The sequence below is a fragment of the Methylophaga sp. UBA3603 genome (assembly GCF_002375335.1).
GTDB lineage: Bacteria > Pseudomonadota > Gammaproteobacteria > Nitrosococcales > Methylophagaceae > Methylophaga.
In genome coordinates this window covers 220,618-245,906 of record NZ_DFMC01000002.1, presented here as the reverse complement: position 1 = coordinate 245,906, position 25,289 = coordinate 220,618, and the positions used below count along the sequence as shown (strand labels likewise).

The following is a 25,289-nucleotide window of genomic DNA, read 5'->3' as shown; positions in this document are numbered from 1 at the left end:
TATCAGGGCCTATTGATCTTATTCGTTTCGTCCGTTCTGACAGGTTAAGGTGCGTTAATCCAGAAAATTGTGAATAGTTTTATTTACCTTCCCACATAACATCGGCATTGGCATCAATTGCTGCGTTTAACAGATTAATTAACGGTAATGCTCTTTGTGACAGGCCCGGTTTAAATTCACCATCTTGAGGATCCTGCTCAGCTGCTTTACTGGAATCAACCGCTGTTTGCAGTTTTGATAAAGCCGATGGTAAGTCCTGCGGCTGAAAGGCGCCTGGAATGGTGCCGCTATGCCCCATAATCTTCAACATATCTTTGGCCACATCACCAAACATGGTGATATCGGCGTAAGCCTTGGTGCTAAACGTTACGATCATTCTAGTTCTCCATTAAAAGTTTATTGAGCTGTAAATAACCACGTCACGGTCAGTACATTCAGCGCTAAAGTATCGGAAAAGTTTTTGCGGTTTATCAACGACGCTTAAGCAAAACAGGGTATATCAAGCGAGGGAAAATGGACGCAAGAAATGCGGAGGCAAATACATCACTTCATTGTGTTAACCATAGAGCAAAATGAGGCTGATTGCTATCTAACCTCTTTCATACCAAACCCGACAGAACGATTCGATCTGCCGGATTTGTTAATGACGAATAGCCGTGATTATCTCGGCTCAACCGTAGTTTCGTATTCCGGACTTACCAACCGTGGGTCACCTTCATCCAGACACAGGAAAGTTACATCATAAAAATATTTCACCTTTTGCCGTTTCAGGGTTTTAGTGACCAGTAGCTCTTTTCCCTGACTGACGCAATACTCACCAGCTTGTTCAAGAACAGAAGCTTTTGCCGTGGAGGCATTCAGATGGTCAGCTGAAACCGTATAGGTATCAGGGCCAACTTTTTTAACACCGGAAGTTTTCACTGCACAGCCGGTGAGGACTAATGCAGCTGACAGACTTACCACTAATGCCAGTATTTTCATTTTGTTGTCTCCAATTAATAAACCCTAGTACCAACCAATTATCCGCTGTTATGCGATCTTGCCGACAATAATTTTGGTTAAAGGGACTTGTAATACTCATTACTGGTAAAACTCGACAAAAAAATCGACATGCCCAATCGGTTTTACCTGATGCAAAACAGCGGGCTCCACCACACCATATTTATCTGAATCCAACAGGATTTCTTCGAATGGATCCTGAATGGTATAAAGCAATTTTCCACTTACAACCACAATCTTTCCCCATACGCCCTCCTTGGTTTGGTGATTGTTCAGTAAACCGGTGGGGATAGAGCTCTCATCAAATTCCGGCGTGCGTTTATATGCAACAACATTGTCTGGTAGCGATTTCATCATCTTTACCTCTTAAATAGAACCGGAGCATGCAGAAATCTGCAAATTCATATATAAAATCGTCGATTCTCGACTATATATAACATTCAATTATGTCGTTTTGCATTTCCCCCACGACCAGCTTATGTAGCCTCTTGCGAGTCGGATAAAACTTCGGCCACCCGATGACGTAAATCCGGTAATAACGTTTGTTCAAACCATGGATTGTTTTTCAACCAGCGATTATTGCGCGGACTTGGATGTGGCAAAGGCACAACGTGTGGCCATAGTTCATGCCATGCTAAGACTTTTTCGGTGAGTGAGGCCTTATTATCAGCAAAATGATAAGCCTGAGCATATTGGCCAACCACCAAGGTCAATTGAATATTTTCCAATTTGGACAGCAAGTCGTCACGCCACGTCGGAGCACATTCCGGTCGGGGTGGTAAATCACCTGACTTACCCGTCCCCGGATAGCAAAATCCCATGGGCAGAATAGCAACCTGCTGTTCGTCGTAGAAAACATCGCGTGATATGCCAAGCCAGGCTCGCAATCTATCACCGCTGGCATCATCAAACGGAATTCCGCTTTCATGTACTTTTCGGCCTGGGGCCTGCCCGGCAATCAGAATTCGTGCAGCAGGATGAAATTGCAAAACGGGTCGTGGCTCAACCGGCAACTTCTCAGCACAAATCCGACAACCACGAACCTCATTCAGCAATGCAAACGCATCATCTTCTTGGCAATTGGCAGATTTTTTCAAAACGAATAATCCCGGAGCCAGTGAACCTTAAACAGAATAATTACAACTCACCCCGATCAATATGTAGTTCGCCATCAACTACTTTATGGTTGAGGATCAATCCCTCAGCAATCTCTTCAAATTTATATTGATGCTCCAGAAACACGGTTTCAGCATCCATCTCATCATCCGGGTCAGCCAACTCATCAAGGGCCGCTGTAGAAACAATACATGCCACCGTCTGATTATTGACTATGGCATAAAACGTCACATCTTGATCATTAACCAAATATTCACCGGTAAAGTCGATATCCATAACATCTCCTTTTGGTTGCTCAGGCTTTAGCTTAATAAGCGAAACAAAGTAAGTTGTGGATTTATACTGACAAGTTATCTTCGGTAAATCAATTTTACGGATCTTAATTTAAGCATTGCATTCCCATGATTTTATTTGGATTCGTTGATCTTTAATTACTGTTAATTATTATTACAATGCTTACTAAAGAGTACCAGCTGATGCTTATAATGCTTGTCAGTCATTAATCAGGAATTATTTTAATGTACCAACTGAGTGATTTTCTCGGCGCAGTCAGCCAGGACCTTTTTGCTCTCGGTATTGCTCTAGCTCTGGGTGCCTTAATCGGATTACAACGTGGTTGGCTCGCCCGTGATAAAGCAGCAGGACAACGCGTTGCAGGAATTCGCACGCACGCGCTCCTTGGTTTGCTTGGTGGCCTGTCAGTTCAACTCGGCCGCGAATTGGGTAACTGGGTACCTGCAATATTGTTGGTTATGGTTGCATTGGCCGGACTTGCCGGGTTTTTGATGCAAAACCGACAGCAGCAAGATTTCAGTATTACCAGTTGGGTGGGTCAGGTACTGACATTTTGCTTTGGTGCGCTGGTAGTTGCCGGACAACCTGTGATCGCAGCTGCCGCTGCAGTTGTGACTGCAACGATTCTAGATAACAAAGAATCTATTCATCGTTTTCTGAAAACATTGGAAGCCAATGAACTGGACGCAGGACTGAAACTTCTGCTGATTTCCGTGGTGGTGCTGCCGTTATTGCCAAACGAAGGGTTTGGGCCGGGCGATGTACTCAATCCCAGAGAAATCTGGTGGATGGTGGTGCTCATCGCTGCAATTGGTTTCATCGGTTATTTTGCTATGCGTTTCGGTGGTTCGACACGCGGTATCATGTTTACCAGCCTGTTTGCAGGTCTCAGCTCATCAACTGCGCTAACTTTACATTTTTCACGCCTTTCAAGACAGTCAAACTCACGTCAGCTAAGCCCGCTCCTGGCCGCAGGAATCCTCATTGCATGCGGCACTATGTTCCCACGCATTCTGCTTTATGCTGCACTGATTTATCCACCGTTGCTGAAAGAGTTGCTGATACCTGTCATCGTAATGGGAGGCCTTCTTTATGGCTCAGCTGCACTGATATGGTGGCAACACTCCGGCTCAGTTAACGTAAGTCAGCCTCAAGGGCAGAATCCACTGGAACTACGCTCTGCTCTGCTTTTTGGTTTATTACTGGTAGTGATTTTATTGCTCGGCGAATGGTTGAAAAATGTGATGGGTGATGCAGGAGTCTTTCTACTGGCTGCTATTTCCGGACTGACAGATGTGGATGCTATTACCTTATCCCTGACCCGCATGGCACGTGAGGATTTAATGGCGGCTACTGCAGTGTTAGCAATTATTATCGCCGCTATGGTTAACAATCTTTTCAAAGCAAGTCTGGCTCTTGGCATCGGAACCGTTGGATTGGGCACACGTGTACTGATACCGATGTTACTATCATTATCCTCCGGTTTAGCGGTGGTTTTTTTAAGGATGTAAATTTGCCTGCGTTTTCAACTTACAGCTGATCAAAATTCTTCTTTAATTTTTTTGGCAATACGCTTTACCAATATCCCTTAGAAAAATTGCTCTACACTCTTTCCGAAAGCCCGCGGAGTGCTGAAATATAAGGCGTCAAGAGAAAGCCAAGTCTGATTTACTCACTTTGATTGGTGTTTGCAAATGTAAGTCCATTTAAAAAAAGCCGATTTAGTTTGCTTTTGCAGAGAGAAACTTAAAAAGTGCTGATTCCGGTGGCTTCCATAATGCGATAAAGCATACGCGGCCAGATTCGTTCATCGGCATACTGGGTATAACCTACGCTGTAATTTCGCTGATTCCTGTTATTCCAGCGCTCTTCAAACCAATTCTGGCCGCGCTGCAAAGGTTCAGCCTCAGCAGATCCACGCAGAACCACACTGGTTTCAAGATTTAGGTTATGCAGATTGCGACGGGTTAAATTGGTTGAGCCAAGCATCATTGCACTTTGGTCATCACCCCCTCGATGCATCAGCCATTTTGCGTGACATTGCTCGCCATGCGTATTGCACCAGCGCACGGTAATGCCCGCTTCTACTAGTTCATGGGCCACAGGACGATTAGGTACACCATTTTTCTTCCGACCAAAGGCATCTTTATTGGGATCCAGCAAAACCCTCATGCTCACGCCGCGCTCTGCCGCCCGCTTGAGTGCGTTTACTATGTCTCGGTCAGAAAGATAGAACATCGCCATATCCAACTTATCGCCAGACCCGGCTCCATCAATCATCTCAATTGAGGCTCGCTCAACAGAGCGTTCGGTAACCACCTGAACGGTAAGACCGTTACTGCTCGCCTCTGATATCTGTGCTACTTCAGGTATTGGAACGGGGGCATCCGAAAACTCCAGCACCGCTGCTTCGCTGTCAAACAAATCCCAGGCTGCGGCCCCATTAAACCGCAACGCCACATTACCGTGAGCACTACTACCATCATGAGGATTGGCAGAAGTAACCAATGCTGAAAGTTGCGTCCCATCATCGGCAATGATCAGTTTGCGATGGTTGGCTTTGAAGTTAAGCATGGCAAGATAACTCCGCAGCGAAACCCGTCCCTCCCCAAAAGGATTGGGCAACAGTTCCCCTTCATCATTACCAAAGGGCTGAATAAACAGACGCCAGAAGGCAGAATATGCCGGGTTGCTATCGCGTAAGCGAGTTAAATCGGTCAATGTGACAGAAATACCTGCCGCTTCAAGTTGAGCAAAATGTGGCGAAGGGCGTCCACCATAAAGAGTATTCAGTGGATCGGAAATAACCTGTATATCAAGCGTCGGGTAGCGCCTTTTCTGGGCAATCAGAGCATCTGTCAGTTCGTCAGAGAGAGGGCGGTGTGTCTCCGACAGCTGGCCCTGAAAATCGTTGAATAAAAACATATCCACCAGCACAAATCGACGGGCACCGGCAATCATCTCAAAAATGGCATCGAATATCTGTTGATCGGTATGGCGTTCACCATCCGTGCTGGTAAACGTTCTGTCCGCCAAAAACTGCACATCGGTAGCAGAGCGCTCGGAGGCAAAAATATCCAACCCGGGAGGTAGCGGTTTGTAGACGTGATAAAAGCCCATACCAACCAACACAACAATCAACAATGTCAGCAGCCATAATCCCAAATGCCGACGTTGAGTAGGTTTGTCAGCAATAAACAATTTCATTTAGCAACGCTCCCTTTAGCTTGGCCTATCTATCTATATCAAATCCATCTGAACTGCGTCGCTCATGACGCCTGTTTTGTTGAGAAAGAATACTTGATGACTGTAGTGCTGTTCAAAAATCACATTCGTTATTTCAATGGTTGAAAGAGTCATTACAAAAAAATTTTAGCCAAATCAACTCCTGATCATCCTTTGGTAACGAGCTTTAACGATACTCGATAGAAAAATTCACTTACACTCTATCTGAGAGCGCGCAGGATGTTGACGACAAAGTTATTTCAATTGTGTCTTATCATCACGGGTTTCGTTTTTTTATCAGGATTTCATGCGTCAGGAGTAGCAGTGGTCAAAAAAGTACCGGAAAGCATCGAAGAAAATAGCGATTTTCTGAGCGATCCTTTTCTTCAACTGCCCACGGCAGATTCAGTCAATGTGGTCTGGTTTACCAACTTTGCCGGGCAAAGCCATCAACTGCACTATGGTGATGGACTGATTGCTGATGCCACAACCACCAAGATGACCAGCATGTTTGAGGATGCAGATTCATCCCAACCCGGTAGGGATTATCAAACTCTTACACTGAGAAAGGTCTACCGCCATGAAGCGACAGCATCGTCACTCAGGGCCGGTGTGCGGCTGAATTATCAGGTGAAAAGCATAACCGATGAGGGACAGGTTCTTCTCAGTGACAGCTATAGCCTTACGCCGTTGCCAGAAAAAAATACGCCACTGAAAATTCTACTTACCTCGGATCTGCAATCAAAAACCAACTCTCCAGCCAACTATCAGAAAGTGGTGGAAACAATCGGTCTACCCGATGCGGTTTTCTTTGCCGGTGATCTGGTCAATATCCCCGATCGTGCATCGGAATGGTTTGATCAACTCGAAGACGGTGCACCACCCTTTTTCCCGACGCTGCAGGGACGCTATCAACAACTCAAACCCGACGCGGTCTACAACGGCGGTGAAATTTTGCAACATGTCCCACTATTTGCTGCTATCGGTAATCATGAAGTGATGGGGCGTTTTCTCCCTCAGCAATCTGATCACCGAATGAACAATAGCTTTAATGATCCTCAACCGCGCTGGTATGCCGAAATCGCTTATGAGCAGCTTAAAGAGCAAATCAATCCCGACAATGATCCTCAACGCAAAGCACAATGGATTCAGGATAATTCGCATAATCAGCAAACTTATCTGGATGTTTTTACCTTTCCGGACGACAGTCCCGGTGGTAAAGAATATTACGCCATGGCGTTTGGGGACGTTTTTCTGATTTCGATGAATGTTTCACGGATTTGGCGATCATGGAATGTAAGCGGTCAGCATCGCAGCAAGTTTGTAGAAGCCTTATCCGAGTTGCAAACTCCTGATGCATGGGGCTTTGGCGAATTTATGTTCGAGCGTTTTGATACCCAGTCAGAGCAATACCAATGGCTTGAAAGTGTGTTGCATTCTGATGCATTTAAAGAGGCAAAATACAAAGTTGTACTCGCTCATCAAGGGGTATTTGGACTGGGCGATAATGTTGTACCGGTGCTGGCAAATCCACTGATGCAACTGGTAGAAACAGATGAAAACAATATCGAAATACTGACCGAGCTAACTTTTCCCATCAGCCCGCAAGATTGGCAAAACACCGTATTGCCTAAGCTGCCCAACATCCGTGAAATACGTTATCAATATCTACTTAAAGACGATATTTGGCTTAGAGATATTGAACCATTATTGCTTAAACACCAGGTTGATCTGGTGCAAATCGGTCACTCACATCTATGGAACCGCACAAAAGTCGGCAATATGCATTATCTGGAAACCTCCAATGTCGGGAATACACTAGGGGCTTATTACAATGATCCAACCGACACATATCAACAAAACAATCGCAACAGCAAAGCCAACTTCTGGATAGAGTTGAATTCAGAAAACTCACGTTGGGATCCGGCGAATTACGCTGCCAATGGCGATCCTCATGGACGACAGATGATCCAACCCAGCCTTTTCAGCCCAATGAGCTTAATAGATAAGACACTTCCAGCCTTACCATTTGTTTCCAGTAACCAACTCACCACGTTCTCGATTCTGGATACAGGCACCGGCACGGTGAAAAGCTATGTTTTCGATACCGCGGATCCAGCATCGGAAGTTCAGTTATTTGATGAATTTTCAATAGGCAATTAGCTTAGGCATTCCCCAAACACCCTCGTACCTCAATACATCTTTCTGACTCATAACGATAAGCAAATCGTGGATTTGCTATGTATTTGAGCGCATCAGGATATATCAGCGCTCTAAAATATATGGATTTACATATATATGTAATAATACATATGTATCTTCCCAGTACATGCTAAACGTTAGCTGAACCAGATAAACAGCATGAACCTATTGATGTTAAAGGGAAATACAATGAATCGTTTGATTACATCCATTATCTATTTTGCAGTTACGCTAGTGTCATTAAGCCTTACCGCCTGTGACTCCAACAATGATCCCGCTGAAATATCAGAGATTAATGACAACCGTTCTGAAATAATCATTGCAGGCTCGACCTTCGCCTCCCCATTATTTGAAAAAGTGTTGCAGACCTATGAGCAGGGCACAAAGTTTAGCTACCATTCGATAGGCAGTGGTGCAGGTATTGAGCAGTTTATAACGGGTGATGCAGATATCGGGACAACCGATGCGCCAATTAATGAAAAGGAAGCAGCTCGCTTAAATGAGAATTTTGAAGAAATCGTCGTCACCTCCGGCATGATCAGTATTGCTTATAACGTAGAGGGTCTGACTGACACACTCAAACTTCCAAGAAATGTGTATACAGATATCTTTCTTGGTGAAATCACCCGCTGGAATGATCCACGAATACTTGAAGTAAACCCTGATATCAATTTACCTGACAGTGCTATACAGGTCATTGCACGCTCCGATAGCAGTGGTACAACCTTTGCGTTTACCAATCATCTGTCGACGGTTAGCCCAGCCTGGAAAACAACATTTGGAGCAACAAAAAAACTGGACTGGCCCGGAAAAACAATGGAAGCAAAAGGTAACGAAGGAGTCTCCCAACGCCTGGCAATTACCAATAATAGCATCGGCTACGTTGAATTCGGCTTTGCTCAGCGCCTTGGCTTAAAAGTCGCAAGTCTGGAAAACAAAAGCGGAAAATTTGTTCTGCCCAATAACGAGACGGGCGACATAGGACTCGTCGATGAATTTTATTCAGAAGCAGAGCAAGTCGTTTCATCCATTGCTGATCCTGAGGGAGAATCGGCCTACCCAATCGTCGCATATACCTGGGCATTAATACGGAAAAAATATGAAACCCCTGGCATCGGCAGTGATGTAAGAGATTTTATAAAATGGACGCTGAATGAAGGCCAATCATTAGCAGCTCCATTGCATTACCTTCCTTTATCGAAAGAGATTATTCAGGCAGAACAGGAAAAGTTGGGGCTGTATACTATCGAGTGAACCAAAGAGTCAGAAGCAAATATCAATTTTCTCTGGCTCTTTGGAGCTTTCGTCCAGCACATTAGCGCTGGCTTATGCCAGCTCGACCAATAACACTTTGTCCCCTCTCTTATCTCCCGATATGAATTTTTCTTCATATGAACAGAACAGTTAAATCATGCTGGTTTTGTTAAGCTGTAATGACTTAATCCCCTCTTTCAACGAGTAACGATTTTAATGGCAAGCAATTTCAACGCTGAACGTCTCATGCATGACCTAAAACAAGAGGCTCCACTGTTAGATGCTTTGATCGACATCATCGAACAGCTAAGAGAGACCGATCCAGAAAACGCATCAAAGCGACTGGATGACATTATGGAGATGATCGAAGCGAATCCAGAACTGAGAGCAGAATTTGGTCAGCAGTTTCATAGCTGGCTAATTGAATTAAACCTGTATCCGGCTTTGGTGAGTTTAGGAATTTTTGCCCGGCGGGGTGTATTTAATGAGTTCATGACCCGTCTTTATGACAAAGTTAATCCGCCCCCCATTGATCGCGAAAGCTCAAGAGGGGTGTTGACTCTCCTGTTTCACCGTCAATCAGATAAAAAATGGCTAGACACTATTACCAACGATCAATGGCTGCGTCTGTATCAAATCCTTGTTGATCACACGACACCTGAGACATTGAATACCGCCGTCAAACATTTTCGCCAACAATGTCTTTATGCAGTTGAAATGCTGGGTATCTGGGTTGCAGCCGAAGAACTTGAACCTGAATTGATTCGGATGGATCGGCGATTGATCGATATTGACTCTGCCTTTATTGGTCTGCAACGTGAACTGCGCCTGTTTACACAAACGGAATTCGACCGTATTCAGGAACCTGAACTTCCGGCCTATGATCCCGAACATATTTGGGTAATGCTGGATCAATGTCGCGAACAGGTCTCACGCTTGAGACGGAAAGGCGCCGGGGCAGCAGGCTCCTCAGTCTCGGTGGCACATTTGCTAGAACGTCTTGAACAGACGCTGGGGCGTATTGAACAAATTATGTCCATTTTAACCACCACAGAAACAATAGAAGTAGAACGTAAAAGTCTGGCGCTCTGGCAATCATTGATTGTTTCGGCCATTGACAAGAACAGTCTCTACGCCTTGATGCGCAACAGTCTTGCCATGCTCTCCCGTAGTATTACTGAAAACAAAAGTGATCATGGCGAACATTACATCAGCCGTGGTAAAAGCTCCTTTTATGCGCTTTTCCGATCAGCGGCCGGTGCGGGTTTTATTATTGCGTTAATGGCTTTGTTAAAAATCAGTATCGTGAACATGGGCTTCAGTCCATTAAAAGAAACAGTACTCACCAGCCTGAACTATGGTCTCGGGTTTGTCCTTATCCATCTTTTACATTTCACCATTGCCACCAAACAACCTGCAATGACAGCAGCCAGTTTTGCCAGTGAAGTAGAACAAGGTGAAAACGGACGTGCTGCTCATCGCAAATTAGCCAGCTTATTAATTGATGTTAATCGGTCTCAGTGGGCAGCCGTTTGGGGCAATCTTTCAACAGCCATTTTGCTGGCGGCAGTGATTGCATTCAGTTTCTTTATGTTCACCGATAGTCCTTTACTAGATGCCTCGACTGTCAGTTACCAGCTGCATGCGATTGCCCCCTTCGAGGGTCTCGCCCTGTTTTATGCTGCAATTGCAGGTGTGTGGTTGTTTTGCTCAGGGATTATTGCCGGATATTTTGATAATCGAGCGGATTATCTCGAGTTAGAAATGCGCCTTCAGCAACATCGATTATTACAATGGTTAAAAGAAGAACGCCGGGATAAATTCGCAAAGTATATGCACGAAAATTACGGCTCGCTAGCTGGTAATTTCTTTTTTGGGGTATTGCTGGGGACGACTGGCTATATAGGCTATTTGCTGGACTTGCCACTGGATATACGTCATGTGGCTTTTTCATCTGCCAATTTAGGCTACAGCGCTTTGAGCACCCAGATGGGCTTAGTGGAATTTTTAATCCATTTGTTTTACGTATTATTGATAGGTTTTGTTAATCTCTGGGTCAGCTTTTCACTCGCCTTGATGGTCGCATTACGTTCCCGCGGCACACAAATAAGTCGTTTTCCAGTCTTGCTAAGCAGCCTATGGGAACAGATTAAGGAAAAACCGCTGCGTTTATTTTTTCCGGTCACCACGGTTCAACAAGCATTAAAAGAAGATAAGAAAAATAAGTCCTGAACTCTTTGCAAATTCAAATCTGCTGTACCTTAAATTCATCGAGATAAACGTTCTCATCGGCTGTATCTTTCAGATAAGCTTACGGCTACCCCGAACGCGAAAGCCTCAAGTAGAAAGTCTAACTGACCCAACGCCTGGCAATTACCATCAATAGTTTCGGCTAAGTTGAATTCAACTTTACTCAGCGCCTTGGCTTAAAGGTCACAAGTCTGGAAAAGAAAAAGCGGAGAATAGGCCTACCAATCGTCGCATATACCTGGGCATTAATACGGAAAAAGTATCAAATACCCAGCATCGTCACTGAAATAAGAGATTTTATAAAATGGACGCTGAATGAAGACCAATCATTAGCAGCACCATTGCATTACCTTCCTTTATCGCCAGAAATTATTCGGGCAGAACAGGATAAATTGCGGCTGTATGCTTTTACTCCATTATCTTTTTGGCTTTGCACGCTTTAATTATCTTCCGTTCACTTGCATTGCCTTGTTATATGTCACATTCAATTTCGCTTTGGAGTTTTTCAAGCTCATCAAGAATACGCAGAAATTTGGTGCCGAACTCAGTGACTTTATATTCAACCCGTGGTGGCGTCTCGTTGTAGTTTACACGTTCCAAAATACCAAATTCCGCATTCTTTCTCAGGCATTCATTGAGCACTTTGGTGGTTAAGCCTTCAACGTTACGAACCATTGCACCAGGCCGGTTGATGCCATTTGTCAGAAGTTGATAAACCGTCAGAGACCACTTGCAACCGTAAATGGTCTCAACCATACGGGCACTTTTCTCGGGGGCTGATTTCCTCAAAAATATTTTTCCCTTTGCTTTCATCAAGATGTACCAAAAAGTACCTACCGCACCAATTTGTGCCTAATTTTCAATAGTCTACGAATTTCATAACCTATGTCCACACCTTAATATTTACCTGTGGAGGTAATCAGATGGAAAACATGACCAGCCCTTTGGCTTTGATCGTAGGCGGTTCCAGCGGAATGGGTTTAGCGACGGCAAAGCAGTTGCTCAAACGCGGCACTCATACGCTAATTATTGGCAGCTCATCCTCGAAATTGGAAGCGGCCAAGAATGATCTCTTTGGACTGGGACACATTCAAACCCTTCAGGCAAACCTGTATGAAGCCAGCGACGTACAACGCGTTATTGATTTTGTGGCAAATCATGACCGACATATTCAATATTTTGTAAATGCGGCGGGCAAGTTCAAACCAACATCCTTCCTAGAACATGAGGGCAAGGATTACGACGCTTACATGGACTTGAACCGTGCGACATTCTTCATCTCTCAAGCTGTCGCCAAAAACATGGCCGTAAATGGTGGAGGTTCTATTGTGCATGTTAGTTCAATGTGGGCAAAACAAGCCATCAAAGCCACACCGTCATCGGCATATTCCATGGCTAAAGCCGGTTTACATGCGTTAACGCAGCATATGGCGATGGAACTGGCCGATAAGAATATCCGTGTCAATGCCGTTTCACCAGCGGTTGTGAAGACTCCCATTTACGAATCCTTCATTGAACCGAGTGAAATCGATGAAACGCTTGCGACATTCGATAGCTTTCATCCGATTGGAAGGATCGGTACTGCCGAAGATGTTGCCAGGACGATTAACTTCCTGCTTAGCAGTGATGCAAGCTGGGTAACCGGTGCCATTTGGGATGTGGATGGTGGTGTAATCGCTGGCCGAAACTAAACCCGATAATTAGATCGAACTGAAAAATGAGCGAAAAATGTGGGTTAGGCGTAATAATTAAAATACATTCTAAGCTGATTTTGAGTTATTACGCTAACCCAAAATAGTTAAACAAGGAGCCTACTATGACCCAACCAAGCCGCGTTTTTCTCTATGCCGAGCTTCAATTATCCGCGCCTTTCACCAAAGACCTGTGGACGGAGATCAATCAAGTTATGCATACCGTACCGGGTATGCGAAGCAAAACCTGGTTAAGCGGTATCAACAACCATTCCGTCGGCGGTTTCTACGAATTCGATTCTGTTGAGAGCGCCCGAGCCTATGCCGAAGGCATGTTGGCCGATTTTGCCAAGACTGCAAACACCAGTCTGAGCGTCAAACTGTTTGATGGGGATGTGGTGGCTGAGGCGAGCAAAGATATGAACTCACCTTTCTTCATTAACTGACAGATACGTTGGCCTAACGAAAACCTGGGGCCGGAGTAATAATTCAAATCCTGTCTGAGATGATGGTGAGTTCTTACTCGGCTCCAAATATCAATATCGTTTATTGCTGCTTCTCTTCTGATGGTTCAGCTCCGACCGTGTCAGCTACATATGCACCGCGTTTGCCCATTGGCTTGTCTTCCCCGACCGTTGAGTCAACTTCTGTTTGATGTTCCATCTCGGCATTTATTTCGGCCCCCAGCAGCACGACAAAGGCACTGATATAAAACCAGAAGATCAGAACGATCACACTGCCAATCGCACCGTAGGTTTCATTGTAATTAGAAAAATTTTGCACATAGGCCGTGAAACCGAAAGAAGCCAAAAGCCAAAGTAAAGTCGCAATGACCGCACCAACACTGACCCAACGCCACTTCGGATCTTTTCTATTGGGGGCGAAACGGTAAACGCACTCAAGTACCAGAATGAATAACATCGCCAGAATTGGCCAACGCAATGTTCTTAAAAGGGATTCTAACGTTTCGCCCAAGGGGATCACGCCAAGTACGATGGGCACCAAAATGGCGAGCAACGCTAACATCACCACACTGAAAATACCCACAACCGTAAATAAAAGCGACACCACCAGTAGGCTCCAAAAAGGGCGCTTTTCCTGTTCTTTATAAATAATATTGCAAGCCTTAATGACCGCCATAGCGCCCTTGCGCGCCACCCATAGCCAGACCAACAGAGATAAGACCAGCGTTACATTAAAGGCCGCTCCACCGGTATTCGTAAGCTCGGTAAGCTGATCGGTAAAGATACTGAATGCTTGTTCGGGTAAAAGCTGCCGAAACGGCTCCACTTGAGAAATGATATTTTCTGGAGATGCAAAAAGCCCAAAAAGCGAAACCCCTACATTCAGTGCCGGGAAGATAGACAACATCATAAATAACGCCACACCGGCTGCCAGCAATGAAATATCGTGGCGATTCACATTGGTGATGACTCGCCGACCGATATCCCACCATCCTCGCCAGGAGATTTCAGGCGGCTTGCTGGCTTGCCGCCCACGATTATTGTCAGACGATGTTTGTGCTGAATGCGGCGTGACGTCATCTTTTGGCATAGAGCCCCTTACGTTGCTGGCGGCGGTTAAAACCTATAATCAGAGTGATAATTCAAAGATAAAAATTTATTCATTCTTAAGCTGGTAGTGATTTTTGACACTGCATCTTTTAATCAAGTTTGCAGATAATTTGATTTTCGCTCTGTTAATACTTCTGACACTCTCTCTTGTATTCCCCACTTTTATGAATTAGTTATAACCTAACAAAGCAACAACATCTTTCACGGAGTTCATTGAATATTCGAGTTTGGCTTTTTCATCAAAATCCAAATTGAGTTCAATGATTTTTTCTACGCCCTTACACCCTAAAATAGCGGGCAGACCGATAAATAAATCTGTGTAACCATATTCACCTTGGGTATAAACAACGCTGGGAATAAGCCGTTTTTGATCTTTCAATATCGACTCTACGGTCTGGGCTGTAGCAGCTGCAGCTGCGTAATAACTGCTATAACCCAGCAGATTTACGATCTCTCCCCCACCATGCGCTGTTCGATGAATAATTTCTTCCAGACGTTTTTCGCTGATCAAATCCAGAATAGGAATACCGGAAATAGTAGTATGGGTAGGCAACGGCACCATCGCATCACCATGACCGCCAATTACCAGACCATTTACATCTTTAACGCTAACACCCAACTCCATCGCAATAAACGCTTTATAACGAGTGGTATCGAGAGCTCCCGCCTGACCAATAATGCGTTCATTGGGAAAGCCTGTGACTTCTTTTACTACATGACACATCGCTTCAATAGGGTTGGTGACAACAATCACAATGCTATCCGGCGCATAGCGTTTAATATTCTCTGACGCCTGCTCCATTACCACCTGATTGATTTTTATTAACTCATCGCGCCCCGGATACTTACCGGTTTCAGGATCTTTACGCCGTGGCACACCGGCAGAAACCACCACAATATTGGCATCAGCAATGATTTCAGGATCATTACTTCCGGTAATCTTCGCATCAAAACCCGCTGCCGGTCCGGACTGCATTAAATCCAGTGCTTTGCCCTTGGCAATTTGCTCATAAATATCAAATAATGCGAGATCACCTAATTCTTTCTGAGCTAACCAGTGAGCCGTAGTGGCACCAACATTGCCAGCACCATAGAGAGCAATTTTGTTTTGCATCATGCTTCCTTACTTTGTCGGGTTTCGGTTTTTATTTAGTCCTATTTTTGATTAAAATTTTAATCGACTAAAATTATCCAGCTTGCTGGCACCTTAGCTTGTTAAATCACCAAGCAACCCTCATCGACTATAACTATTAGGTAAGCTTACGGCTACCCCGAAAGCATATGCCTCAAACGGAAAAGACGCACCTGGCTCCAGCCACACCGAACCACCTTTCTCCACAACTTCATGTAATAAATTCAGTACCCGGGCGTTAGCCAGACACAGTGATTGAAAAGCCGAGTTGGAACGTGCAGGCAGTAAGTTCGAGTGAAGAGGCTCCAGCGAGGCTGGGCATAGCCATTCATCGGGATATTCGGGATCCTTAAACGGGCGCCCCACCTGGATGGTAACCTCACGCAAAGGTTCGTTTGGCAGCTGTACGAATACTTTATCTATCGCTATTGGATCATTCATGAATATGCTCATAACAGTCTGGTAAAGAGGCCTGTTTTCTCATAATAATTAATAACCGAAGTTTGGTCTCAGATGATTGTGAGTTTTTACTCTACCCAAATAACATAGAGCCCGTCGCAGTAGACGCAGGTTTTATGCGTTCTTTGTCCATACAAAATCCATCTGTCTTGCTGTCTTTTCAGCTAGGTCATTGCTGTGCAACTTGCTGACCAAATGGAGACTCATATCGATTCCTGCTGATATACCGCCTGACGTGATGATTGACCCCTCATCTACCCAGCGAACATTCTCGACAACCTTCAACCGAGGAAACAACTTCCTTAGATCAGCAACATCCTCCCAGTGCGTTGTCACCTTATGCTCGTTAAGTATTTCAGCCTGTGCCAGTAGAAATACGCCAGTACAAACCGAAGCAACCATGGATGCTTTACGTGATTGTTTAGAAATCCAATCAATGACGTGATGTTTTTTCATTTCATCCGTATGACCCCCGCCTGAAACAACTAGAACGTCAATCTCCGGATGATTTTGAAATCCATAGCTCGGTAAAACTGAATACCCTGCCCTGGCAGAAACCATATTCCCGGTTTCACTTACCAGGAAAACATTAAAAGGAGTATCGCCATTACATAGGCGTGAAGCCGTCGAGAAAACTTCGAATGGTCCCGAAAAATCCAGTACCTCGGCGTTGTCGTATATGTAAATGCCTATATTCACACGAGAATTACTCCGACTCTGGCTGGCCTTTGATTTCTTCTGCGTTTACTCTTAGCCAATTAATTACTTGTTCCGCATTCTCATTAGGTGGAAATACAGGGTAAAAAAATTTTTCTATCCTCCCAGCTTTGATAATAAGAGTAAGACGTTTGATCAATACCATTCCATCTATTTGAAACGTCGGTAAAGCTAAAGCACTAGAGAATTTTAATGATTCATCGCTCAGTAATAGAAATGGGAGATGTAAACGCTCAGCTACTTCCTGTTGATAGCTTGATGATTGTGTGCTTAATCCAAAGACTGAAGCTCCCAACATATCAAGTTCGTGATGATGATCTTTAAAAGCACAAGATTGAGGTGTACAACCTCTTGCCCCAGGATTTTGATCCCAACCATCAGGTAAGTCACGGTCAGGCCTGCCGGTCATGGGATAGCAATAAACAACTACATAGCCGTTTTGCTCAGCTAAATTGACCATCATTCCATTGGTAGCCACTAATTCAATTGATGGCACTGTCATTCCGAAAAGATGATTACAGCCACCATCATCAGTTGGTGTAGGTAAATTCTTTGGCAACTCTGTAAGCGTTGTCACTTTTGTTCCTTAAAATTCAACTGAGCTGAATTAACTAGAAGTAGCAGTTTAAAACTCTTGTGCCTTCAATCGACAATGATAAAGAGACTGATTGAAATCAAGTTTGCTGGCCCCTTGATAGTTCATCGTGAGTCGGTTGAATATGTCAGATCAGAGTATTAATCCAAAGATAAAAATCTAATTAATACTTGTGTAATCGCAAAAACTATCGAAAACAGCAACCTCTCCAATTGTGCATATTGCCGTGATTGTTTCTTCTTTTTTCCATAAAAATTTACAATTTGCCTTTCCCGTGCCGGCACAAACCTGCATTTCTGGGCGACCCTCACAGCGTAAGTCACCTTCGATACAAGTATCGGCATCTTGGGCATGAAAGGGCTCCCAGCCAGCCTCTAACATTTTCAATCGAACGCTTGAATAAGGCTCATTTTCATCGAAATTCGGTAGACCAGAAGGTTGAGCACAAGCCAATAGATTAGCCGTAAGAAAGGCAATTATCATGGCAGATAGATAAAACACTGTTTTTCTCATAATAAGACCTAGGAATCTTTAGGTTCAGAGTAAAGTTTAAAGGATAAAAACTCTAATTCACGTTTGGAATGTTAGAAAATCAAGTTGGCTGACCCCTTGATAACCTACGCCGCCAACACAGGCCGAGCGATAGCGAGGTCCAGCCCATGCGCTTTTTGCATGGGCGATTGTGCTTGGCTTTGTTAGGCATTTAAGTTTGATCAAACCTGTAGTATAGAATTCCACTATCGGGAAAGTAGATTAATTGGAACCACTCATCAATATTCCGGTTAGCTCCCCAACACTTTATAGCACCCTTCTGTGAAGGCAAGAATGGTTCTGCCATTCTCGGGACTACACACTGCCCTATGGGGGCTACGTCGCCAGTCAGAGTTGATAGATCTAACTCTGAAACACGAAAAACGGCCTCAGAATAATAGTCCCCGTGCATATCTGGATAAGACGAACTCTTGGCAAGGACTTCGTACCCATCGTCGAGTCTCAATCCCGCATTATTTTGGAGCTCGTCCTTGTAAAATGAATCCATTGGCCAAATGGCGGTAACAACAACGAACAGAAAGCCTACCAATAATAAAGCCGAAACATACTTTCCAAATGGAACCTTTTTCCAAATTAAAAAAAGGATTCCACTAAAAATTGCTAAGGGAAGGATTAAAACAACTAACCCAAGGCCTATGTAAGGTATAAGTTCCATGCGTATGCCTAATGTCGCCATAAACCGCGCGAGCTTGCGAGCGTCGGGCGACCGAAGGGAGCGAATTTGATGGCTTTGTTAGATCCCACCGATGGACCGACGCCCAATAAACCACCCCGCAGTACTAACCGAGAGTGAAAAATACCCTACCATAAGCAAAAGACCGACGTCCCTGGTAACAGCTAGCAGCACAAACGCTGGGAGAAGCGCGCACCCCGAAAGCCAGACTATATTCAGCCTTTTAAGCTTCCACAGGATAAGCCATATCGGAATGCCGTATAAAAATGCCACAACGTAAGCGATGGCGGCACTCCAGCCCCCTACAAGAAAAAAGGTGGAAAATGCGTCGCCAACCTGCTTTAGGTCGAATTCAACCAGTGCTGTGCCGAGCATCAAAAGCAGGGCCGCTGGAAATACAACAAGTGGTGCCATCATGGCTCCCCTAAAAGCTGCTATTTGCACAGACGTGAATGTTTTCATAGCTCTAACGTCACCGTTCAGCCGGCCGAGCGACCGGGCGCAGCCCGTTTGCGAGGATCGGCTGCAACGGCTTGTTATACGGCACCATCGCAATCCTCTGAACATCGTCCTTCGACCGACAAGAGTCACCGGCCCTGATGAGTTGAGCCTCCACGATCAAATCCGAAAGTATTCGGCCGAATTGCATTGAGACTAAAGGCATTCGCATATTGTGGCAATCGCGGTCTTACCGCAGCTTGTACCACCCACCACCGCGACCTCTTACGTGATGCAGCATGGATCCTCGTCGGTCATGACCGCGAATTGGAGTCTCGCAAAGGCAATACTTCATGGAATTTGCCACTCGCGGTGAGTTCGGGAGGCGCCTGGCTTGCCCGGACCGTGACGTCACTCAGGCCGTTATCGCGAAATACCCGTTTCACCGACTGGATGACTTCTTCGAACACCAGCCCTGCAACCGCCTCATCGGCTAGTTCGATCCGCACCTCGAAATCTCTCTCGCCGGCCTGGACCAACTGGACACGCTGGGCATGGGCGTGCTCCAGATCGAAGACGAGCGGCGACAGCGTCACCTGACCCACACGAACAAGAGTCGCCTGACGTCCTTCAACCTGAAAACTGCGGAACGGCGACCCACAGGGGCAGGAGTCCTCGTAGAATCGAACACAGTCGCCGAGATCATATCGGATGAAGGGTTGGACTTCGTTGGCGAGCACGGTCAGCAGCACAGTTGCCGACAGTATTCCGTCGGGGACGGGCCGCATCGCCTCATCGACCGCCTCCAGTATGACCCAGTCTTCGTTCACATGCTTGCGCCCGTGGCTGCATTCGAACGAAAGCGCTAGGCACTCGGTGCAACCATAGTAATCGGCAATGCCGTATTTCAGAGAGGGGAAGGCACGCCCGACCCGCTCGCGCAAATCGTCCGAAAGTGTTTCACCACCGACACTGAAAAGCGCAGGCGCGATCCGCAGTCGCCCGGCCTCCTTTTCCCTGACGAGGATAGTGAGCATGCTGGGGTAGGTCACGATCCAGGCGACGTTCGGGATCGCATTGAGCTTGCCAACGAGCCGATCGATCGGCTGCTCGGCCTCGATGAAGTTCAATCCTAAGCCCCGCGCCAGTGCCGGATTTAGCCGGTGCACTAATTTGTTGAGCCCGTTTCCGGCGAAATGGCCGTTCCCTCCAGTGATCGTCACCCTGACGCCGAGCTTGCGGACGTCCCGGAGGAGCTTCCAATGGTAACGTTCGAAGCGGGCCATCATGATCCCAAAGTAATATTCCACGAACGATGAGGGCAGCACGATGACAGCCGGTTCGCCCGATGTCCCGGAGGTCTGGAAAACGGCAACGTCGTCGATGGGCACGCCAACCTTCCGGATGTCGCGGAGATGTTCGCGCGCCCTGTCGAGGGAAAGGGAACGAATTGTGAGCCAGTCGTCGAATTCCCTCATGAGATCGGGTTTGCGGGTCACCGGCAAATCGCGCAGTTCGACCTCGCTCGATGGTGGCGCATCCGTGTAAAGCCGCTGAAACAACGGAGAGTCGCGCCGCGCCTTTTCCACGAGACGCCGCAGGTTTCGGAGCTGTTTGGCTTCAATCCGCTCCCGTCCGCCCCAGGCTGTCCAGAGCCCGTCGGTGAAGTAACCCAGTGTTCTGAGAAGGCTTAATCGCATAGGCTGCTCCGGATGCATCAAGAGAACCGAGTAAGGTCGAAAGCGGATGTTGTGCCGTTACGAAAAGTCATCCATGCCTTATAACAGTCTGTTAATGAGGTCTGCGACCTCATAATAATTATTAATGTGAATGGATCATAATTATTTTGCATATCCATCTGCCTTTGTTAAGTGATTGAAAATTAATCTCTTATAGCTGGTTAACTATAACCGAAAAAATTAATCGTGAATCATTAACGATTAATTATTGGTGATTTGGAGGAGATACTTGCTTTATCCCAATCACCACAACTACTCGTACCAGTTCACAGAATCATCAATCTCATTTGTATTTATGATTCTCCATCATTAAATTTAAGCTTCATTAAAATCTAAAATCGCAGGGAGCGAATCATGGCAATCAAGGACTGGCCGGCAGATGAACGGCCGCGTGAAAAACTGCTTCAATCAGGGGCCGCAGCATTATCGGATGCAGAGCTCTTGGCAATCTTTCTTCGAACTGGTGTGACCGGCATTTCGGCTGTCGATTTAGCTCGAAAACTACTTTCCGACTTTGGTGGTTTACGAGCTTTATTTGAAGCAGATCATCATAGCTTTTGTCAGCAGCATGGTTTGGGCACAGCGAAGTTTGTGCAGTTGCAAGCGGTGCTGGAGATGAGTCGGCGTCATCTTGAATCAACTCTGACTCGAGGTAATGCGTTTACTGATGCAGTCACTACCCGACTCTATCTGCAACGTCAGTTACGACATTTTCCACATGAAGTATTTGCCTGTCTGTTTCTCGATACCCGACATCGGTTAATCAGTTTTGAACCGTTATTTCGGGGCACGATTGATGGTGCCAGTGTGTATCCGCGTGAGGTGGTGAAGCAGGCATTGAAGCACAATGCGGCGGCAGTGATTTTTGCTCATAACCACCCTTCCGGTGTGGCTGAACCGAGTCAGTCGGATATTCAGATCACCAAACGGTTACGCAGTGCTTTGGAGCTGGTGGATATTCGGGTGCTGGATCATATTATTGTTGGTGATGCTGAAACTACATCATTGGCTGAATTGGGGCATTGTTAAGCCCCATTTGTGGCTTTTGCCACACCATTAATGCATATCACCCATTTTTGTTGGCAATCAGATCGTTATGCTTTTGGTTTTTTAAAACCTAACCATTTATAAGACGTGACCCACATCATGACGATAAGCAAAACGCTCAAACCTCTTAGCATTGCTCTAGCTGTCATTTATGCTAATGGCGTATATGCCGAAACGCCCAATTTGCTGGATGATGCCAGCTTGAGTCTGGGCAGTATGGTGGTGTCTTCAGACAATATCGGTCCTCTGACTTCTCGTAATCTCTCTACATCGGTTGATGTATTAAGCCAGGATCGCATTGAAGATCAAAACGTGAATTACACCTGGCAGTTGTTTGATCAAATGCCCGGTGTGATGCTCACACAATATGGGATGGGTAATGAGTCCGGAAAAATCTCGTTTCGAGGCTTTAATGGTGAAGGTGAAATTAATGCCGTTAAATTGCTGATTGATGGCGTTCCGAGTAACCAGAATTCAGGAAACATGCCTTATCTGGAGTTACTGACGCCACTTGAAATTGAGAGTATTGAAGTCGTTCGAGGCACCAATGACCCGCGATACGGATTACATAATATTGCTGGCAATGCCGACATACTGACCCAACAAGGTGGCAACTATAACAAAGCGAGGGCCAGCTACGGCAGCTTTGACACACGTCATGTTCAATTTGTAAGTGGCCTTGAAAGCAACGGTTTTTCACAAAACTATGCCGTCAGTTATTTAGATTCAAATCGTTATCGTGATCATAGTGATATTGAAAAAAGCACGTTTTCAGGTAAATGGTTTTATACCCCGGAAAGCGGACGCGCTCAGATTGGTTTTATCGCCCGTCATGGTCAGGCCGATGCTGAAGAAGCAGGTTATTTAACCCGTTTTGAAGCCCGCGAAGATCCAGAACAATCTCGTCCTCACAATGCGCCTGATGGCGGGGATCGCTCGATGAATCAATTCAGTGCACATCTGGATGTTGATCTCAGCGATAACTTATTCTGGAATACCAAAGCCTATCTGAATCAACTTGATGAATATCGCTATGTGACCTTTGCCGCAGGTGGTAATCATAATGAACGCATCACCCAGGAAGATCATAAAGGCGCTTTAAGTACGTTAACCTGGAGGCCTGAAGTGAGCTGGGCGCATGAGTTCGCCTTGATGGGTGGATTGAGCGCCGAGTTTCAGGCCAATGAAAGCCGCCGTTATATTGTGGATGATTTTAGAAATCGTACCTCGCAGACACGGGATCAGAACTTTGACTTTGATATCTATGGCGGCTTTGTTCAGGCCATTTATAAACCGACTGAAAAGTTAAAACTGGTACCAGCTTATCGGGTGGATACCGTTCGCGGCAGCTTGAACGATGCTGGTGTGCATCGTGATATAAATGATTATGGCAATATCAGCCAGCCAAAATTCAGTGCGGTGTATTCGCTGACCGACCGCTATGCGGTTTATGGTAACTGGGGTAAAACGTTTCAAGTTGCTTCAGGTGCAGCCAGCTACCAGAAAAATGTTTTCTCCGAAGATTTGGATGCGTCTATTAACGAAGGCTGGGAGATCGGGCTAAAATTTACCCCAACTGATTGGCTAAATGGTCGTGTTGCACTCTGGGAACAGGTTGCCTCGGGAGAGTTCAAAACAAAGTTAGGTGATGCCAATAATGACAGTGAGAATATTGGTAAAACCGAACGTCGTGGGATCGATATTCAATTTAATGCACAAGCCACCGAAAAATTAGGGTTATGGTTTGCCGCTGCATTTCAGGATTCGGAAATACTTAAAGCTGGCTCAGATAAACCAGGTTCTAAAGGCAATGAAATTGATCATGTGCCGAACTATTTAATTGATGCCGGTATCGATTATCAGGCCAACCCCAAACTGAAACTGTCGAGCTGGGTCAGCGCACAAGATGAGTACTATCTGACTGTCGACAATGACACACGAAAATTTGGTCAGTATGTGTTGGTCAATGCTTCGGCCAGTTATGCGCTCACCAGCAAAGTAAAACTGGCAATGGAACTCAAAAATGTATTTGATCGCGATTATGAATACGTTTGGTTAAATACCGAAAGCATGCACTCCCCCGGCGATGGTCGTGCGGTGTATGGCTCGGTTCAGGTAGACTTTTAGGCCCACATGATTCGCTGTCGATATTTGGCAGCGAATCAATTACGTCATTCGGATAAAAGCCCACCATGAAAAACGCCCGCCGCATCTGGCTGAGCATTCATTTATATCTCGGTTTAAGTATCGGCGCCGTGCTGGTATTGCTGGGGTTGACTGGCAGTATTCTGGTGTTTTATCTGGACATCGATCAAATCCTCAATCCGCAAATGGAACCCACCAGCGTTCCTTACAAGATGCCAGCCCAACAGGATATTTTGGATGCCTTGCAACAAGCACATCCGACGCGCCAAAATTCCTGGCGAATCGAACAGCCGATGCATACAGACAGGCCAATTATGGCGCGTTATTACACCCCGATTGAATCAGTTGGTAAAAACTTCGCACCATTGATGCTGACAGTTGATCCGGTCACGTTGGAAGTTACCAGCTCCCGTTTATGGGGCGATTATGCAATGACTTGGATTTACGATTTGCATTACAGTCTGCTGCTGGAAAAACCTGGCAAAATCATTATCGGCATTATCGGGCTGATTTCTTTGATCTCGTTTATTTCAGGGATTTGGCTGTGGTGGCCGGGTTGGGCTGGCTTGAAACACGCATTAAAACCGCAGCTTCGCTCTGGCAAAGCTCGACTCAATTACGATCTACATGTGTTGTCGGGCAGCTATGGATTAGTGTTTTTGCTGATTTTAAGTCTGACCGGGGCAGCACTCGCTCTGCCTGATGAAACGGCCATATTGGTGAAGCCATTTTCACCGTTAACCATTGCACCGAAGATTGCATTAGACCATGGCGAAAGTGATGATCGAATTACGGCGGATCAGGCTGTTGAGATTGCCAAAAACCGGTTTCCTGACGCGGAATTACGTTGGATTGAAACGCCCGGATTAAATAACCAAAAAGCCTGGCGAATTGCGTTGTATCAAGAGGGAGAACCCAGTCGGCGCTTTCCCCGAACTCAGGTGTGGATTGATCCAATTAATGGGGAAATTTTAGGGATTCGTGATACTAAACAAGACACTGGTGGTGATGTATTCATGCACTGGTTACATCCATTGCATAACGGTGAAGTGTTTGGCATGACCGGCCGGATTCTGGTGTTTATTGCTGGCCTTTTACCGCTGATATTATTTGTGACCGGTTTGATCCGTTGGTCACAAAAGCGCCGGGCCCGGCGACTGTTGAACAGTCGCCATAAGGCTTAACGA

The 25,289-nt window shown here is 45.7% G+C and carries 25 protein-coding genes; 9 read left to right on the top strand and 16 right to left on the bottom strand.

Annotated elements, in window-relative coordinates; all coding sequences use genetic code 11:
• Window positions 1-79 precede the first annotated feature (79 nt).
• The 5 genes from B4F66_RS01760 to B4F66_RS01740 form a co-directional block, all read right to left on the bottom strand.
• The gene (locus B4F66_RS01760; RefSeq protein ID WP_292358278.1) at window positions 80-376 is read right to left on the bottom strand and encodes a DUF1840 domain-containing protein; all 297 of its coding nucleotides are present in this window, start codon (window positions 374-376) and stop codon (window positions 80-82) included.
• Window positions 377-660: 284 nt separating this feature from the next.
• Window positions 661-981, bottom strand: a complete 321-nt coding sequence (locus tag B4F66_RS01755) for a hypothetical protein (RefSeq protein ID WP_292358280.1) — start codon at window positions 979-981, stop codon at window positions 661-663.
• Window positions 982-1,080: 99 nt separating this feature from the next.
• The gene (locus B4F66_RS01750; RefSeq protein WP_292402858.1) at window positions 1,081-1,356 is read right to left on the bottom strand and encodes a TehB family protein; all 276 of its coding nucleotides are present in this window, start codon (window positions 1,354-1,356) and stop codon (window positions 1,081-1,083) included.
• 119 nt (window positions 1,357-1,475) lie between these two features.
• The gene (locus B4F66_RS01745; protein ID WP_292358284.1) at window positions 1,476-2,096 is read right to left on the bottom strand and encodes a uracil-DNA glycosylase family protein; all 621 of its coding nucleotides are present in this window, start codon (window positions 2,094-2,096) and stop codon (window positions 1,476-1,478) included.
• Window positions 2,097-2,136: 40 nt separating this feature from the next.
• Window positions 2,137-2,391, bottom strand: a complete 255-nt coding sequence (locus B4F66_RS01740; RefSeq protein WP_292358285.1) for a DUF1488 family protein — start codon at window positions 2,389-2,391, stop codon at window positions 2,137-2,139.
• A 242-nt stretch (window positions 2,392-2,633) separates the two neighbouring features.
• On the opposite strand from B4F66_RS01740, the gene B4F66_RS01735 reads away from it, so the two are divergent.
• Window positions 2,634-3,920: an MgtC/SapB family protein gene (locus B4F66_RS01735; protein WP_292358287.1), complete on the top strand. Its 1,287-nt coding sequence runs from the start codon at window positions 2,634-2,636 to the stop codon at window positions 3,918-3,920.
• Window positions 3,921-4,155: 235 nt separating this feature from the next.
• Here the strand turns inward: B4F66_RS01735 and B4F66_RS01730 are convergent, their stop codons facing one another.
• On the bottom strand, window positions 4,156-5,616 hold the full coding sequence (locus B4F66_RS01730) for a phospholipase D-like domain-containing protein (protein ID WP_292358289.1): 1,461 nt from the start codon (window positions 5,614-5,616) through the stop codon (window positions 4,156-4,158).
• 342 nt (window positions 5,617-5,958) lie between these two features.
• Between B4F66_RS01730 and B4F66_RS01725 the strand changes: the two genes are divergently transcribed.
• The 3 genes from B4F66_RS01725 (at window position 5,959) to B4F66_RS01715 (ending at window position 11,322) form a co-directional block, all read left to right on the top strand.
• Complete coding sequence (locus B4F66_RS01725; protein ID WP_292358290.1) at window positions 5,959-7,797, top strand: metallophosphoesterase; 1,839 nt, start codon at window positions 5,959-5,961, stop codon at window positions 7,795-7,797.
• A 228-nt stretch (window positions 7,798-8,025) separates the two neighbouring features.
• On the top strand, window positions 8,026-9,090 hold the full coding sequence (gene pstS / locus B4F66_RS01720; protein ID WP_292358292.1) for a phosphate ABC transporter substrate-binding protein PstS: 1,065 nt from the start codon (window positions 8,026-8,028) through the stop codon (window positions 9,088-9,090).
• A gap of 246 nt (window positions 9,091-9,336) precedes the next feature.
• Entirely contained in the window at window positions 9,337-11,322 is a 1,986-nt protein-coding gene (locus tag B4F66_RS01715; protein ID WP_292358293.1) for a site-specific recombinase, read from the top strand.
• 489 nt (window positions 11,323-11,811) lie between these two features.
• Here B4F66_RS01715 and B4F66_RS01710 read toward each other — a convergent pair whose 3' ends face one another.
• Window positions 11,812-12,129, bottom strand: a complete 318-nt coding sequence (locus tag B4F66_RS01710) for a winged helix-turn-helix transcriptional regulator (protein WP_292358295.1) — start codon at window positions 12,127-12,129, stop codon at window positions 11,812-11,814.
• A gap of 143 nt (window positions 12,130-12,272) precedes the next feature.
• Here B4F66_RS01710 and B4F66_RS01705 point away from each other — a divergent pair, with 143 nt between their 5' ends.
• Together B4F66_RS01705 and B4F66_RS01700 are read left to right on the top strand one after the other, a co-directional pair.
• Window positions 12,273-13,031: an SDR family NAD(P)-dependent oxidoreductase gene (locus B4F66_RS01705; protein WP_292358297.1), complete on the top strand. Its 759-nt coding sequence runs from the start codon at window positions 12,273-12,275 to the stop codon at window positions 13,029-13,031.
• 125 nt (window positions 13,032-13,156) lie between these two features.
• Window positions 13,157-13,477, top strand: a complete 321-nt coding sequence (locus B4F66_RS01700; protein ID WP_292358298.1) for a YdhR family protein — start codon at window positions 13,157-13,159, stop codon at window positions 13,475-13,477.
• Window positions 13,478-13,577: 100 nt separating this feature from the next.
• Here the strand turns inward: B4F66_RS01700 and B4F66_RS01695 are convergent, their stop codons facing one another.
• The 9 genes from B4F66_RS01695 to B4F66_RS01655 all read right to left on the bottom strand — a co-directional run bounded on the left by B4F66_RS01695 (window position 13,578) and on the right by B4F66_RS01655 (window position 20,871).
• Window positions 13,578-14,585 carry a YihY/virulence factor BrkB family protein gene (locus tag B4F66_RS01695; protein WP_292358300.1) on the bottom strand — a complete coding sequence of 336 codons (1,008 nt, stop codon included), beginning with the start codon at window positions 14,583-14,585 and terminating at the stop codon, window positions 13,578-13,580.
• A 189-nt stretch (window positions 14,586-14,774) separates the two neighbouring features.
• Window positions 14,775-15,722: a malate dehydrogenase gene (gene mdh / locus B4F66_RS01690; protein WP_292411499.1), complete on the bottom strand. Its 948-nt coding sequence runs from the start codon at window positions 15,720-15,722 to the stop codon at window positions 14,775-14,777.
• A 117-nt stretch (window positions 15,723-15,839) separates the two neighbouring features.
• Window positions 15,840-16,178: a hypothetical protein gene (locus B4F66_RS01685; protein ID WP_292358304.1), complete on the bottom strand. Its 339-nt coding sequence runs from the start codon at window positions 16,176-16,178 to the stop codon at window positions 15,840-15,842.
• Window positions 16,179-16,310: 132 nt separating this feature from the next.
• On the bottom strand, window positions 16,311-16,895 hold the full coding sequence (locus B4F66_RS01680; RefSeq protein ID WP_292358306.1) for a DJ-1/PfpI family protein: 585 nt from the start codon (window positions 16,893-16,895) through the stop codon (window positions 16,311-16,313).
• A gap of 7 nt (window positions 16,896-16,902) precedes the next feature.
• Complete coding sequence (locus tag B4F66_RS01675; protein WP_292358308.1) at window positions 16,903-17,490, bottom strand: peroxiredoxin; 588 nt, start codon at window positions 17,488-17,490, stop codon at window positions 16,903-16,905.
• Window positions 17,491-17,667: 177 nt separating this feature from the next.
• Complete coding sequence (locus B4F66_RS01670; RefSeq protein ID WP_292358310.1) at window positions 17,668-18,021, bottom strand: hypothetical protein; 354 nt, start codon at window positions 18,019-18,021, stop codon at window positions 17,668-17,670.
• A gap of 190 nt (window positions 18,022-18,211) precedes the next feature.
• Window positions 18,212-18,715 (bottom strand): hypothetical protein, encoded by a 504-nt coding sequence (locus B4F66_RS01665; RefSeq protein ID WP_292358311.1) that lies wholly within the window; start codon window positions 18,713-18,715, stop codon window positions 18,212-18,214.
• A gap of 78 nt (window positions 18,716-18,793) precedes the next feature.
• A complete protein-coding gene (locus B4F66_RS01660; RefSeq protein WP_292740751.1) occupies window positions 18,794-19,150 on the bottom strand; it encodes a hypothetical protein in 357 nt (118 codons plus the stop codon).
• A 335-nt stretch (window positions 19,151-19,485) separates the two neighbouring features.
• Window positions 19,486-20,871 (bottom strand): phenylacetate--CoA ligase family protein, encoded by a 1,386-nt coding sequence (locus B4F66_RS01655; protein WP_292358314.1) that lies wholly within the window; start codon window positions 20,869-20,871, stop codon window positions 19,486-19,488.
• A 393-nt stretch (window positions 20,872-21,264) separates the two neighbouring features.
• Between B4F66_RS01655 and radC the strand changes: the two genes are divergently transcribed.
• From radC to B4F66_RS01640, 3 genes are all read left to right on the top strand, one after another.
• Complete coding sequence (gene radC, locus B4F66_RS01650; protein WP_292358316.1) at window positions 21,265-21,939, top strand: RadC family protein; 675 nt, start codon at window positions 21,265-21,267, stop codon at window positions 21,937-21,939.
• Window positions 21,940-22,056: 117 nt separating this feature from the next.
• Complete coding sequence (locus tag B4F66_RS01645) at window positions 22,057-24,084, top strand: TonB-dependent receptor (RefSeq protein WP_292358318.1); 2,028 nt, start codon at window positions 22,057-22,059, stop codon at window positions 24,082-24,084.
• A 65-nt stretch (window positions 24,085-24,149) separates the two neighbouring features.
• Window positions 24,150-25,286, top strand: a complete 1,137-nt coding sequence (locus B4F66_RS01640) for a PepSY-associated TM helix domain-containing protein (RefSeq protein ID WP_292358320.1) — start codon at window positions 24,150-24,152, stop codon at window positions 25,284-25,286.
• The last annotated feature ends 3 nt before the right edge of the window (window positions 25,287-25,289 follow it).